Source organism: Spirochaeta thermophila DSM 6578 (assembly GCF_000184345.1).
GTDB lineage: Bacteria > Spirochaetota > Spirochaetia > Winmispirales > Winmispiraceae > Winmispira > Winmispira thermophila.
Genome location: NC_017583.1, coordinates 1,261,253 through 1,275,047, shown reverse-complemented (window position 1 = coordinate 1,275,047; position 13,795 = coordinate 1,261,253). Strand labels below are relative to the sequence as shown.

Below are 13,795 nucleotides of genomic sequence, written 5' to 3'. Positions count from 1 at the left end.
TGAACATGATGCATGGGATTTTCTCCATCACGCACAGGGACCCTTCGTGTCTTGCCCGGACGGGACGTCTCCTTCTGCCTCATGGGGAAGTCGAGACCCCGGTGTTCATGCCGGTGGGGACCAACGGGTCGGTGAAGGCCGTGGACTTCTCCGTACTCGATGATATGGGGATAAGGCTGATACTTTCCAACACCTATCACCTGTTCCTTCGGCCTGGTGTGGACATCATCAGGGAAGCGGGCGGACTTCATTCGTTCATCGGGTGGCAGGGGAACATACTCACGGATTCCGGTGGGTACCAGGTCTTCTCCCTCGCCCCGTTCAGGAAGATCCGGGAGGAAGGGGTCTACTTCCGTTCACACATCGACGGTTCCTACCATACACTCACTCCGGAAGGGGTCGTGGATATCCAAACAGCCTTTGGAAGCGATGTGATGATGCCTCTCGATGTGTGTACGCCGCCGGGTATATCGAAGAAGGAGGCGGAGGAGGCCCTGGAGATCACGACTGCGTGGGCGAGGCGGAGCAAGGAACGATGGGAGTCCCTCCGAGAGGAAAGCGGGGGGCTCCTCTTCGGGATAGTGCAGGGCAATTTCTTTCATGATCTGAGACGGAGAAGCGTGGAAGAAATCTGCGCCCTCGAACTTCCCGGCACTGCAATAGGAGGGCTTTCCGTGGGAGAATCCTTCCCGGTATTTCAGGAATTCCTCGCGTTCACGGCCGCCCTGCTCCCCTCCGAGGTGCCCCACTACCTCATGGGCATAGGAACCCCGGAATACATCCTGGAGGCGGTGGAGCAGGGGATAGACATGTTCGATTGCGTATTCCCCACCAGGACGGCGCGCAACGCCAGTGTCTTCACCAGGAGCGGGAGGATCTCCCTCCGCAGGGAACGATTCACCAGGGACTTCGGGCCCCTGGATCCTGAGTGTACCTGTTACACCTGCCGACGGTATACCAGGGCATACCTGAGGCACCTCTTCAAGGCCCAGGAAATCATGGGGCCGGTATTGGCCACTATCCACAACCTGCATTTCCTGTTCACAATGGTGGAGGAAATTCGAGAGAGCATCAGAGAGGGGAGGTTCTCCCGATACAAGAGAGCGTTCCTCGCCCGCTACCAGGAGGGAACGAGAGCAGATGAGAACGAATGAATCCACATCCGGAACAGTACGAGCGAGTATCGTGCTCATGATCTGCACCACCCTTTCCCGCCTTCTGGGATTCGTAAGGGTGGGGGTGGTGGCGGCGGTCTTCGGGGCATCGGGGAAGGCCGACGTCCTCAACGCAGTATTCAACATACCGAACAATCTCCGCAAACTGATGGCCGAAGGCGCCCTTTCGTCTGCATTCATTCCGGTACTCACACAGACCCACCAGCAGGATCCGAGCGGCAGGGTGTCCAGGAGACTCATGAGTACCATCCTGGGATTCCAGATCATCGTCCTCGTTCCTCTCATCGCAGCAGGTATCGCAGGAGCGAGGACGATCGTACCTGTGTTGCTCGATTTCCCCGACCCCGGGAAGATGGCTCTCTCCATCAGTCTCTTCCGCTGGTTCCTGCCGTACACATTCCTGGTGAGCATAAGCGCAGTTCTCATGGGCACGCTCAATTCACATCACCGATTCTTCATACCCGCCGTGACTCCGCTGCTCTTCTCCCTCTCGGTGATTGGATGTATTCTCCTGGCGGGAAACAGGCTCGATGTATATGCCATGGCCTTGGGGGTCCTCATCGGGGGGATGATGCAGATCCTCTTTCAGATCCCTTCGATCTTGAGGAGAGGATACTCGCTCATCCCCAACCTTCACTTCCACGATCCTCCTTTCAGGGAAGTGCTCAGACTCTGGGGCCCCATCGTTGCCAGCTCCTCGCTCCTCGTGATCGATCAGCAGGTGGCGATCCTCTTCGCCTCGGGTCTCGAGGACGGGAGCACCTCCGCGCTCACCAACGCCATCGTCTTCTGGCAGCTCCCGTTCGGCATCTTCTCGGCATCGATCAACACCGCCTTCTTCCCACGTTTCGCACAGGACGCCCTCGACAGAACAAAAACAGCGTTGAGATCCTCGGTTGAACAGGGGCTCCTGGCCCTTGGCTTCTTTCTCTTGCCGGCCTCGCTCGCCATGGGGATTCTCTCCCACGACATCATATCGGCCGCACTCCAGAGGGGAGCCTTCCTCTCCTCACACACGGAAATGACGGCCCAGGTCCTACGTGCATATCTTCCCGGCATGTTCTTCGTCGGGTCGTTCAATCTTCTCCAACGCGTTTCCTATTCGAAAGGCGAAAGCGTGAAGCCCTTCATACTCGTCTTCCTGGTGGTCGCTCTGGACATCCTCCTCTCGTTCATTCTCAAGGAGACATCTCTCCGAGTGGCGGGACTCGCGCTGGCGCATTCCCTCTCCTTCTTCACCGGAAGCATCCTCTTGTTTCTCCTCACGGCAAGAGAGCTCGAAGGTTTTCCCTCTCCCCAGTTTACGAGGGAACTCGGGAAGATGGTGGCCGCCCTCATACCATTCGGAATCGTCCTCTGGGGTGTACGGGTCTTCCTCGGTGATCGTTGGCGGGAGGGGAGTTCCTTTTCCTATTTCCTTCTCGTGGGACTCTTGATCATAGGATCTGCGGTGCTTATCCTCCTCATGTACCGCCTCTTCAGAGTCGATCTCTCGAAGAGAATCCCTCTGAGGAGAAACCGATGAGACGGCATACGCGACCATCCCTGTATCTGATCTTCCTTCTCCTTCCCTTGAGTGCGGCGGGCCAGCAGCAGGGAGGATCCGAGACGACATCCATCGTGGAAGAACGGAAGCAAGTCCTCCTCTACGGTATAGAAACCGAGGTGATCGATGTGCTGGACAGGATCAAGACCGAACCCGATCCTTCCTACATCGAGCCACTCAAAGCGCTCTACGGACAAACCACTTCAAAGAAACTCAAAACAGCGGTGCTCGCCTATTTTTCGGAGAATGGGCTTCCTGATCTCGTCCCGGAGGCGAAGGAGACCCTCGACGCCTACGAGGACGCGTTCGACACATTCGGAGGTGCATTCCTCGGCGATGTCCTGGAGTACCTCAAAGAGGTGTCCCCCCGGGACTGCGAGGAGGTGCTCGCCACGTCTTTCGATGCACTATTCTCCCTCAACGACGAGGGCCTCAAAACCACCCTGGTGAGGATAGCGGGCGATCTCCAGCTTTCGCGACACCTCGAGCGAATCCGTTCCATCGCAGAAGACGATACTGCATCCGAACGTATCAGGATGGAGGCACTCAAGACGCTGGGAAAGATGAAGGACCCCGGTGCACTCGAAACCCTCCGAGACGTCTTCGATGCGGAAGAGAAAGGACTCAAACGAGCGGCCTGCGAGGCCATCGGTTTCCTGGCGGATCCCTCTACGCTCCCTCTCGTTCTCAAGGCGCTCCAGGATCAGACCGACCCCTACCTGAGGGCCACAGCGGTGAGAGCGCTCTCCCGCTTTCCTGATACCGAGGAGATCGAAGTCGCACTTCAGGACGCCCTTCGGGACAGTTTCTGGAGGACGAGGGTCGCGGCGTGTGAGGTCCTGGGAGAAAAGGGGAGTCGAGAGAGCATCCCCATCCTGAAATACAAGGCGGAAAAGGATCCCGAATTCCAGGTGCGGCAGGCCGCCGTGAAAGCCCTCTCCACCATCGGGACCAGAGAAGCTGTCGGCTTTCTCGAGGCTCTCCTCCTGAACGAACGGACCTCATTCCAACTCCGTCCGGTGATCGCAAAAGAACTCATCGACCGACACTTCTCCTCTGTTGCTGAAACGATAGAAAAGACCATGGCTCAGGAGTGGGAGAAGGAGAACTCTCAGTTGCTCCTCACCATCTGCAAAGAACTCTCTTTGAAGTCTGATCCGGGGCTTTCCTCTCTATACGAACGAATGCTCGGACACGCGAACTTCATCATCCAGATTTACGGGATAGAAGGCATCCGTCGGAACCGCCTCACCTCCTTCATCCCCCGACTCGAGGAAATCCTCGCCACTTCCAAGAACAATACCCTCAAGAAATATGCCCAGGCGGCACTCGATGGATTGAAGTGATCTCCGCCATACGGATGGAGAAGGGGAGGGGAGAGCCCCTCCCCCCTCATGTTCACGACATGTCGGCTTTTTCTATCTTCTCCACCACATAGTGATACGTTCGCTCGTTTATGGTGAATTCGAGTTCCTCACCCTCCTTGTGCCCATAGAGCTCCGAGCCGAAAGGCGAGAGGTAGGAGATTATCCCCTTGTCCGGATTCGACTCCCAGGGCCCCAGGATCACGTAGGTCTCTCTCTTCTTGGTCTCCTCGTTGAGGAGTGTGACCTTGGTCCCGAATGAGATCTGACTCGCATCGACTTCGTCCGGCCGCACGATCTGAGCCCTTTCCAGTTCTTCTTTGAGCTTTCCGATCGTGCTGTTCAACATTTCCTGTCGCTCCTTGGCTGCCTTGTACTCGGCATTTTCACGCAGATCCCCAAGGAGCAGGGCCTGGCTGATTTCCTTCGAGTTTTTGGGCACCTCCACCTCGTGGAGATATTTCAGCTCCTTCTGCTTGGCCGCATACGCCGCAGGGGTCACCATGATACCCCGTGGAACGACCACCTCGCGTTCCTCCCTGCCAGGCAACTTGATCCCGGGGAAGTGTTCCATGATGAGATGCCGCAACTCTATCTTGGTGGCGGGATCGAGCCCTTCCACATCCTCCACCAGGCTGTAGATGCGTATCACCTCTTCTTCCGATGCATGGAGAAGGTACTGTTCCAGCCGCTGCTCCTGGAAGAGGAAGGCATACACCTGTTTGTTCAGCTTCCTGTTGTGAACCACGTTCTTCGAGTTTTCTATCTCCCGATACGTGATATCAAGCAGATGGAGGAAATTGATGAGGATGCGCTCGAAAGAGAGCTCGAACGTCTTCCTGAACCACTCTTCATCGAGATAGTTCCGTATCAGCCATATGAAGGCTTCCCTCTCCTCCTTGTACCGATCGAAGAGGTCGTCCACGAGCTCCTGGAGGACATCGGTCCTGTCCTCCTCCCGGAGCGACTCGATGATGTAACGGTTCAGATACTGTGGGAAAAGATCCTTGAAGATTCTCGGCCATCCGGGAAGATTGTGCTTCACGAATTCGAGGAAGAGTCGTCTGTAGTCCTGATCCTGTATCTTTGCGAAGACATCCTTCATCGTGCGAGGGTCGTCGAGCCTGGAGAAGAGATCGAGAAGATCCACCTGGATCCTCTCCCCAAGATAGGGGTACTGTTTGAGGAGGCGTGAGAGAAAGAGTCCGGAACAGATCGTGGTCTCCGTGATCTCCTCGCCTTTCAGGAAGGAAATGAAATACTCCAACATTTCGTTGAAGAATTCGCTGTCCGGCTCTCCCTGCTGAAGGTATTCCTCCATGGTCTTGAGACGGGCAAAGAAGCTCTTCTCGGCCTTGAAACGGAGATAGATCTTTTCTTCGAAGGTTACAGGATGGCTCCTCACCATGTACCTGTCGGATCGATTGGGAACATTACCGAACATGGGGTCCGTCTTGAGGAGTTCCCTGGCCCGTTCACTCCACTCCGTCCACTCCCGGGAGGAGAGGATGGATGGGACGAGTTCGCTTTTTATGTCCCGGATACTCGCATTGTTTTCGAGACTCTTGATCACCACCTCGAGACCCCATCTCACGTTTGAGAGGAACATCTTCTTGAGTTTTTCCTTCGAAGACACCGCCTTCAACACCCATATGTGGCGCTTATCCAGAACCTGGAGAGAGTCGATGGCGAGCTGAAGCGACATCTTGTGGCCGCGTTTCTTCACAAAATCTATGACGACCTCATCGCCCTTGATGGAACGTATCCTCCCCACTCCCCACGTCCTATGGTAGACGAAGTTACCCTCGTCGAATGCGATGTGGCGTTCGAAGTCCTCTATGGCTTCATGGACGTTCCGCCAGTTCTGCGTGAGGTTCGAGATCTTGAGATACTCCTCGAGATTGCTGTGTCCCGCATATTTTTTCCTGTACGCTTCCACCAGAGCCTTTCGAGCACGGGTGTCCCGAGGGTCATAGGACAGGATCTCCTTGAGGATCGATATGGGAATGTCCTGATCTTCGGCATCCTTGTGAGCCTCATAGAGGAGATAGAGAAGCTGAATGGCCTTCTCCTCTCCGAGCATCGTCACGATCTTCGACTCCGCGTGATCGAAAAAGCTGATGTCCTGGGGAGCCAGGGTGAGCAGCCGCTCCCAGATCTCCTTTACATTGGGAAAATCCCCCTTCCCGATATACCGATGGAGGGCCTTCTTGTAGAGATCGACGGCTTCCTCCGTGGCCCCCTGCTCCAGCTTTTTTTCCGCAAGTGTCTTCACGAGATCTGCTTCTTCATAATCAACTTTTATGAGCCGTTCCCATATGGCGACTTTATCGGCCTCCCGTCCCTCCGTCTCGTACCAATGGGCCAGGGTCTGGAGTGCAAACCGATTCTCTCCGTACTCGAGAACCCTCTGACAGAGGTATTCGACGATCTTCCACTTCCTTTGATCGATGAACAGCTGGATGAGCGACACGAGGTGCTCGTCGTCCACTGCGCGTTTCTCTATCTTGAGAATCCCCGAAATATAGAGGGCCACGATGCTGTGTTTCGTGTGTTCCAGATGTTCCTCGCATATCTGGAGCGCCTCGGTGGACCATCCTGCCTTTCGTATCCTCTCGATGAGGTCATCGAGTTCTTTGAACTGGGTCACCGAATAACTGGTGAGCGCCGCTCGCGTCCACTTCTCTTCGTTGAGTTTTTCCTGGAGTTCCTTTCGTAGTGCGTCAGACATACATCCTCTCCTCAATGGATATAAAGTTCATAGATCTTCTCATCCAGAAGTCGTATCTTGTAGAGCGTATCCTGGATCTTGAGAGGTTCTTCATTGTTGATCCTGTAATGGTCCATGAGCCAGAAATACCTGTTGAGCAGGCGGGGGATGATCGTTCTTCTGTCCGCGTGTTCGTCCGTGAGTTCTCCTTCCAAGGCATAGATGGATTGACGGAGCTTCCCATATTCGAGCGATTTGAGTTCCCGCTTCACCGTGAAGACTCCATAGAGTACGCCATACACAGGAAGCCACTCCTGAAGGAGGGGAGGCTCGTACCCGAGCTCCTTCACCCGAGAAATCAGTCTGTTGATCATCTCGGATTCCAGGAAGGCGAGCTCGATCTCGGCGGGGTTGTGAAAGAAGGCCTCGCGAAAGAATACCTTCGCGAGGTGCATCTCTCCCATCAGGGCATACGTGTCCGCGAGTTGCGAGAGGAAAAAGGATCGTCGAGGGAACTCTCTCACAACCCGCTCAAGGGTCTGCCGGGCCGGTTCATAATCGCCGAGAGATTTCTCACAAACCCCCTTTTTGAACATGAGCTCACTCTCTCCTTCCTTCCCCTCCGAAGCAGACTCATACCACCTCAGAGCCGAGCCGAATACATATGTCTTACAACTGAAGACACACCGTTCCTCTGCACCTCCGATATGTTCGAGAAATGAGACGAAATGCTTCCATCGTTCCATGTAGAAATCGCCTTTCTCTTCAGCCGACCACTCATGATCCACCTCTTCTTCCATTTCTTTCCAGTACTGCACACACTTCAAGGAAGCGAGGATTCCCCTGTCGTCTCCATTAAGGAGAAAGGCCTGATGAAAGGAGTGAAAAGCCTCCTCCCACAATCCTCTCCTGAGAGCTTCATAGCCCTCTTCTACAAACCTGTGGAGCATGGATATATCGTTGTCCACACTTCTCCTGAAAAGTGATAGAAGTTTTTTCTATTATACCACTTACGGAATAATAGTCAATGAAGTGCCCTCACGCTCCCACCAAAGAAACCGTTCATTTTCATGAAAAAGTGTCGACAATATAATCGCATGAGATCCAGAGTCACCGCCGTCATCGTGCTCGTGATGTATATTCTCTCTTTCCCTCTCGGCGCCCAAGAAAACGGAGACGAAGCCCTGCTGCGACATGCGTTCGTCCTGGTGAAGGCCGGGGAGTACATCCAGGCGAAGGAGGTGTTCAGCCGGCTCCTCTCTTCAGCCGATTCTCCCGTCTACCTGGAGGCGCTCTTCTGGTACGGGAAGATCTGTCTCACCCTGGGGGAATACGACGAGGCACGGGAATCCCTCGAGGCCTTCCTGCTGAAAGGGGGGTCCCACCCCCTCTACGAGGAAGCCCTCTATCAGAAGGGAAGGCTCCTCTACCTCGAGGGTGACTACCAATCCTGTATCTCCCACTTCAACGCTTTCCTCGCCTCGTATCCTACATCCCAATTCGTTCCCAACGCCCTCTACTGGTCCGCGGAATCACTCTTCTCACTCGGCCACTTCACCGAAGCGAGACCGCTCTACGAGCATATCGTGGAGAACTACCGGTCTTCACCAAAGGCAGAGGCGGCACGTTACAGGATGGAACTCATCGAGTATGCGATGAGAGAGGAGGAACTGCTCCGACTCCTCAAATGGAGTCATGAAGAATATTTGAAACTCGCTGAAGAACTCAACCAGAAAGAACGATCCTACAAGGAAGCACTCTCCATCTACCAGCAAAAACTCAATCAGGTCCCTTCCCTCGAAGAGGTCGAGGCTCTCAAAGCCAGAATCAAGGAACTCGAGGCAGAGCTCTCACGCCTGAGACAACAGACGAACGAGTCCTCACGGTAATTCGAGGGAGTCTTCGGTCTTCCCATCGGACATTCCATGGGCTACAATGGAGGACACACTCAGACATCGTGGTGAGGAGAGGATGAAGGAATCAGATCTCCGTATGGCCCAGAAATTGTTCTCACGACGTCGTTACGGAGATGTCATACGCCTGCTCGAACCGTTGATCTTCGAGTACAGGGAAAGTTTCACGTTCTATGCCCTCCTCGGCCTCTCTTGCCTGCATGTCGGGGACTACGGGGGAGCGGAGACATTTCTCCTCAGAGCCCATCACCTTCGGCCGGAACGCCCCGAGATCATCCACGGCCTTGCCCTCATCTACCTGAAACGGGGGGACTCCTCGTCGGCCATCCAACGATGGCTGGAAATACTCGAGGACCATCCGCACTATGCTCCTGCCAGACACGCCCTCGACATGGTACGTACGTGTAGAACCGACGATGATCTGGAAGACCTCATCACCTCTCCCCGATTCAGGAAGCTCTTCCCCAGGATGCGCTTCCACCGGCGTCGACTCGCTCCCGTGCTCCTCCTCACGTCCTTCGCAGGGATCCTCCTCATCGGAGGTCTCATCGTGTTCACCATACAAGGGAGGGAGAGAGAGGACGCACTCTCGCCCGAAACCCGGCAGATCCTCCGCGAAATCGAGGCATACAATGGGGCTCTCTTCTCCCAAGAAGGGGAGTTCCGATACGTACTGACCAGCCGGGAGGCGCAGGAACTTCTCCACGAGATCCAGGAGGCCCTCGTGGCCTTCGACGACAATCGAGCCCGTATCTCCATAAACAAGATCCTTCTCTCGAACGTAGCCCCGGAAGTAAAAAAGAAAGTGGAAGGGCTCATCCCCCATCTCCACCCCCCCGAATTCGGCACATTGAAAACCCGCGTGGGATTCGCTGAAGTGATGAAAGATCCTCCTCTCTATGCAGGAGTGGGAATCCAATGGAAAGGAAGAATCTCCAACCTCGAGGTCGGACCCGATGCGATCACCTTCGACTTCCTGGTGGGTTACCACACGAGGCGGATTCTGGAGGGGATCGTCCCCGTAGAGGTTCCTTTTCCCGTGACGATCGATCCCGAACGGGCGTATGAGATCGTGGGAGAGATCATGATCGACGAACGTTCGCCGATAGGCTTCCTGGTTCGATGCCACTCTCTTCGATGGTTGGAGGACTGACGTGCGAGCTGTGGTCCAGCGAGTACATCGAGGTGTCATTGAGGTCGAGGGAAGGGTAGTGGCATCGATCGAAACAGGGATCGCAGTCTTCTTGGGAGTAGCCAGCGGTGACACGGAGGAAGACGTGACCTATCTTGCGACAAAAGTGGCCCACTTGAGGATATTCGAGGACCACGAGGGAAAGATGAACCGCTCGGTCATCGAAGAGGGGAGGAACATCCTCGTGATTCCACAGTTCACCCTGCTCGGAGACGTGCGGAAAGGGCGACGCCCCTCCTACAATGCGGCGGCTCCACCGGCCGAAGCCGAGCCCCTTTTCACGCGATTCTGTGAAACGATCGAGACATTCGGCCTCAGGACGGCCCGCGGCGTATTCGGCACTCATATGGAAGTCTCGCTGGTGGTGGACGGGCCTGTCACCATTCTCCTCGACTCGAAGAAGGCGTTCTGAATATGCTGAGCCTTTTGCGCTGTTTTCACGCAACGATAGGTAAAGAAATTACAAGCGGGTGGGGATTTATTTTACCCCAAAAAAGCGGTCCACAGGTGCGATAGAAGGGGAAAACGAGGTCGGAGTTGAAAAATTGACCCCAAAAAAGAGGGCCCCCGGGTTTTTCCATGATAGAATCATGGTAGCAGAAAACCGACGGAGGGGCCCATGGCAAGTATAGCACAGAAATCACTTTTTTGCTGGCACGATGTAGAAGCATTGGGGGATGTACATCGGCTTCGGCTGGTGTTGGAGAACCTGCCGGATGAGGAACTGATGCAGCAGCTGGAACAGAGGCGGGGGAGAGGCCGGAATGAATATCCGGTACGGGCGATGTGGAACTCGCTCGTTGCGGGGATAGTGTTTCAGCACCCGAGCATCGAGCAGCTACGCCGGGAGCTCTTGCGGAACGGGCAACTGAGGGACCTGTGTGGATTTGATCCTACCCGGGGAAGCGATGCGGTACCCAGTGCCAGCGCGTACAGCCGGTTTCTTTCCACCTTGAGGAAGCGGAGTATCCGGGAAGCACTGGTAAGGGTGTTTACCAGCCTGGTGGATCAGTGCTACCGGGAGCTGCCTGGATTTGGGCGGCGGCTGGGAGCCGATGGGAAGGGGATAGCAAGCGTTGCCCGTCGAAGGGGGAAGGGTGCCGGAGACCGGCGAGGGGAGCACGATGCGGACTGGGGGTGTCATGAGTATGTGTATCAGAATGAACGGGGGGAGGTGCAGAAGTCGGTAAAGAAATGGTTCGGGTTTACGGTGCACCTCCTTGCGGATACAGCGTATGAACTGCCGGTGGCCTTTACGGTGAGTCGGGCCTCAAAGCACGAGGTGCCGGTAATGCGAAAGCTGATTCGGTCCCTGGATCGCCATAGGCCGCATATACTCAAGGCGGCGGAAGTGTTCACGGCCGACCGGGGCTATGATGATGGCACGTTGATAGATCTGTTGTGGCACGAGCACCGGATCAAACCGGTCATCGATATTCGCAACCTGTGGAAAGATGGAGAACAGACCAGGCTGGTCCCGGGGACAAGAAATGTGGTGTATGACTACCAAGGGACGGTGAGTTGTGTCTGTATGGCCACGGGGACGCAGCGGGAGATGGCCTACCGGGGATTTGAAGAGAAGCGGGGCACGTTGAAGTACGGCTGTCCTGCGGTGCACTATGGGTATGAGTGTGCAGGCAAAGCCTCCTGTCCCTTGGCCTCCTGTATTCGGATCCCCCTCTCCACGGACCGCAGAGTCTTCACGCCTCTCGCCCGATCTTCGTATCGGTGGAAGCGGGAGTATGCCAAGCGAACGGCCTTGGAGCGGATCCACAGCCGGCTGGATCGAAGCTTTAGCCTGGAACTCCACACGATCCGGGGGCAGGAGAAACTGTCGGTTCACCTCACGCTGGTGTTTTCTGTCATGAGTGCCCCTGCCCTGGGACGAGTGCGAGAGAACCAAGCGAACCAGATGCGCTCCCTGGTCAGGCCTGCGGCCTAACGAGCGGTCTTACCGAAACCGATCCCCCGTATCCACGTTCCCTTGAGGAATCCTGAGGGAAGGTGTGTCCAGTTCGGATACAGAACCGCCGTGGTGGAGTGAACGCGAGCAAACCATCGTGCATATTGTACCGTTGTGAGCACTATTCCGGATGAGAATACGGTAACGTTGACACCCTAAGCAGGCATTACAGCGCGTTGTTGCCCAGGACTCCCGTTGGGTTACTAAAAAAGCAGTACAGCGCAAAAGGCTCGTTCTGAATATGCTATTGACGGATTCCCCGTGAGGCTCTACTATGCGTGAGAGGGGAGACTATGGCAAAAAACAATTCCTCACCCAACATACGAGAAGAAAAACTGAAGGCACTCGAGGCCGCGCAACTCCAGATCGAAAAGCAGTTCGGCAAGGGAGCACTCATGCGCCTGGGCTCCCGCAGCCATGTCGAAGGCCTCGATGTCATCCCTTCGGGATCCATTCTCCTCGACTATGCCTTGGGCGTGGGTGGATATCCCAAGGGGAGGATCATCGAGATCTACGGTCCCGAGTCCTCGGGAAAGACCACCATCGCCCTTCACGCGATCGCCGAAGCCCAGAAGCGGGGAGGAATCGCCGCCTTTGTCGATGCAGAACACGCGCTCGATCCCACGTATGCAAAGAACCTGGGTGTGAACATCGATGAACTGTGGGTCTCTCAACCCTCTTCCGGTGAGGAAGCCCTCGAAATCACGGAATCCCTCGTGCGTTCGGGAGCAATCGACATCATTGTGGTGGACTCTGTGGCCGCTCTCACCCCGCAAGCCGAGATCGATGGTGACATGGGAGACGCCCATGTGGGACTCCAGGCCCGGCTCATGAGCCAGGCACTTCGTAAACTCACGGGAGCCGTCGCCAAATCGGGCACCTGTCTCATCTTCATCAATCAGATACGGATGAAAATCGGGGTGATGTTCGGTAATCCGGAGACCACCACCGGAGGGAACGCCCTGAAGTTCTATGCCACGATCCGACTCGATGTCAGGAGAACCGAGACCATCAGCGAGGGGGCGGACAACGCAGTGGGAACCAAGGTGCGTGTCCGGGTGGTGAAGAACAAGGTGGCCCCTCCGTTCAAGAAGGTGGAGCTGGAAATGGAGTTCGGGAAAGGGGTCTCCAGTATCGCGAGCCTGCTGGACGCCGCAGTGGAACACGGGCTCATCCAGAAGAGCGGGAGCTGGTATTCGATCGGAGACGAACGGATAGGGCAGGGGAGGGAGACGATAAAGCAATATCTCGTGGAACACCCAGAGGAAGCCTCGCGCATCGAGGAGGAGCTCAGAAAGAAGCTTTTCCCACATCTCTACACGAACAAGACACCTCTTCCCGAAGAGGGGAAAGACGGTGTTCAGAAGAAGAACGGGAATGGGCAAAAAAAACCGAAGTCCCAGGAAGAGATACTCTTCTAGATGGCGACGACGTATATCGCTGTGGGTTCGAACAGGGGAGATTCCCTCGGTATAGTGGGACGCCTCCTTTCTGCCCTCAGGAAGAGGGACCCGGAGCTGCGGTGTGCTTCGCTCTACAGATCGGAACCCATGTACCTGAGGGACCAACCGGACTTCCTCAACACAGTGATTGAGTTCCATACCGACCTTCACCCCGAAGCCCTCCTGAGGTTTCTCCAGGAGCTCGAAACCAACGCGGGCAGGAACAGGGCCGAAGAACCACGTTACGGCCCGAGACCGCTCGATCTCGACATACTCCTCTACGACGATCTGCTGCTCACCACCCCTTCCCTCCAGATCCCCCATCCCAGGATGCAGGAACGACTCTTCGTGCTCGTGCCTCTCCTGGAACTCGCCCCTGACCTCGTGGACCCCCGGGACGGAATCCCGTTCCGGGTGAAACAGGAGCAGGCCGCTCTCCACCATCCTCTTCACCTTGAAAAAATAGCGCCGCTGGTATAGAAATGATCTT

The 13,795-nt window shown here is 55.6% G+C and carries 12 protein-coding genes; 10 read left to right on the top strand and 2 right to left on the bottom strand.

Features of this window, described 5'->3' with window-relative positions; all coding sequences use genetic code 11:
• Positions 1-8: 8 nt before the first annotated feature.
• Genes tgt through SPITH_RS05780 form a run of 3 tightly spaced genes read left to right on the top strand, consistent with a single transcriptional unit; the run spans position 9 to position 4,067 of the window.
• Positions 9-1,154 (top strand): tRNA guanosine(34) transglycosylase Tgt, encoded by a 1,146-nt coding sequence (gene tgt, locus SPITH_RS05790; protein ID WP_041624211.1) that lies wholly within the window; start codon positions 9-11, stop codon positions 1,152-1,154.
• On the top strand, positions 1,141-2,700 hold the full coding sequence (gene murJ / locus SPITH_RS05785) for a murein biosynthesis integral membrane protein MurJ (protein WP_041624042.1): 1,560 nt from the start codon (positions 1,141-1,143) through the stop codon (positions 2,698-2,700). Before tgt ends, murJ begins: the two co-directional genes overlap by 14 nt.
• Positions 2,697-4,067, top strand: a complete 1,371-nt coding sequence (locus SPITH_RS05780; RefSeq protein WP_014624754.1) for a HEAT repeat domain-containing protein — start codon at positions 2,697-2,699, stop codon at positions 4,065-4,067. The genes murJ and SPITH_RS05780 overlap by 4 nt, the downstream gene beginning before the upstream one ends.
• 52 nt (positions 4,068-4,119) lie before the next feature.
• On the opposite strand, the gene greA is transcribed toward SPITH_RS05780, so the two are convergent.
• On the bottom strand, positions 4,120-6,816 hold the full coding sequence (gene greA, locus SPITH_RS05775) for a transcription elongation factor GreA (RefSeq protein ID WP_014624753.1): 2,697 nt from the start codon (positions 6,814-6,816) through the stop codon (positions 4,120-4,122).
• 11 nt (positions 6,817-6,827) lie between these two features.
• Positions 6,828-7,391, bottom strand: coding sequence for a tetratricopeptide repeat protein (locus SPITH_RS12420; RefSeq protein WP_245523488.1), 564 nt, complete (start codon positions 7,389-7,391; stop codon positions 6,828-6,830).
• A 132-nt stretch (positions 7,392-7,523) separates the two neighbouring features.
• Between SPITH_RS12420 and SPITH_RS12230 the strand changes: the two genes are divergently transcribed.
• From SPITH_RS12230 to folK, 7 genes are all read left to right on the top strand, one after another.
• Positions 7,524-7,781 carry a hypothetical protein gene (locus tag SPITH_RS12230; RefSeq protein WP_174266713.1) on the top strand — a complete coding sequence of 86 codons (258 nt, stop codon included), beginning with the start codon at positions 7,524-7,526 and terminating at the stop codon, positions 7,779-7,781.
• 111 nt (positions 7,782-7,892) lie between these two features.
• Positions 7,893-8,684, top strand: coding sequence for a tetratricopeptide repeat protein (locus tag SPITH_RS05765; RefSeq protein ID WP_014624751.1), 792 nt, complete (start codon positions 7,893-7,895; stop codon positions 8,682-8,684).
• Positions 8,685-8,766: 82 nt separating this feature from the next.
• Positions 8,767-9,861, top strand: a complete 1,095-nt coding sequence (locus SPITH_RS05760) for a tetratricopeptide repeat protein (RefSeq protein ID WP_014624750.1) — start codon at positions 8,767-8,769, stop codon at positions 9,859-9,861.
• A gap of 1 nt (position 9,862) precedes the next feature.
• Positions 9,863-10,312 (top strand): D-aminoacyl-tRNA deacylase, encoded by a 450-nt coding sequence (gene dtd, locus SPITH_RS05755; protein ID WP_014624749.1) that lies wholly within the window; start codon positions 9,863-9,865, stop codon positions 10,310-10,312.
• A 207-nt stretch (positions 10,313-10,519) separates the two neighbouring features.
• A complete protein-coding gene (locus SPITH_RS05750; RefSeq protein WP_014624748.1) occupies positions 10,520-11,842 on the top strand; it encodes a transposase in 1,323 nt (440 codons plus the stop codon).
• Positions 11,843-12,156: 314 nt separating this feature from the next.
• Complete coding sequence (gene recA / locus SPITH_RS05745) at positions 12,157-13,284, top strand: recombinase RecA (RefSeq protein ID WP_014624747.1); 1,128 nt, start codon at positions 12,157-12,159, stop codon at positions 13,282-13,284.
• Complete coding sequence (gene folK / locus SPITH_RS05740; RefSeq protein WP_014624746.1) at positions 13,285-13,785, top strand: 2-amino-4-hydroxy-6-hydroxymethyldihydropteridine diphosphokinase; 501 nt, start codon at positions 13,285-13,287, stop codon at positions 13,783-13,785.
• Positions 13,786-13,795 lie beyond the last annotated feature (10 nt).